General features: G+C 43.4%; 1 pseudogene. It reads right to left on the bottom strand.

Annotated features, from left to right (window positions below):
* Window positions 1-290: pseudogene (locus AB4486_RS26075) on the bottom strand (hybrid sensor histidine kinase/response regulator); the annotation flags it as partial.

Here is a 290-nt window from a genome sequence, read left to right as displayed (position 1 = left end):
TTTCTCGTCTGTTTTAAGCTCATCGTTAGTTAAAAATTGGCTACGCGACAGTTCTTCCTCTGTGAGTGGCAATTTGTTCTTAGGGTGACGCGTTAACATCGTGATGTTACTTTTTTCCTTGTTTGGAAGATTGTGTGTGTTAACGGAGTGATGGCGGTTGACCTCAAACTGTTGGTGAAACTCGTTGATGGCGTTTTGTAAGCTGTTTTTCTGTAACGGTTTGGTGAGTACAAAGTCTGCGCCTGATTCGATGAATTCATCGTGGGCCTCTTTGAATACATCGGCGGTAC

Source organism: Vibrio sp. 10N.222.55.C6 (assembly GCF_041473395.1).
Classification (GTDB): Bacteria; Pseudomonadota; Gammaproteobacteria; order Enterobacterales; family Vibrionaceae; genus Vibrio; species Vibrio crassostreae_C.
The sequence above is the reverse complement of the archived record's forward strand: the minus strand, read 5'-3'. Positions and strand labels throughout refer to the sequence as shown.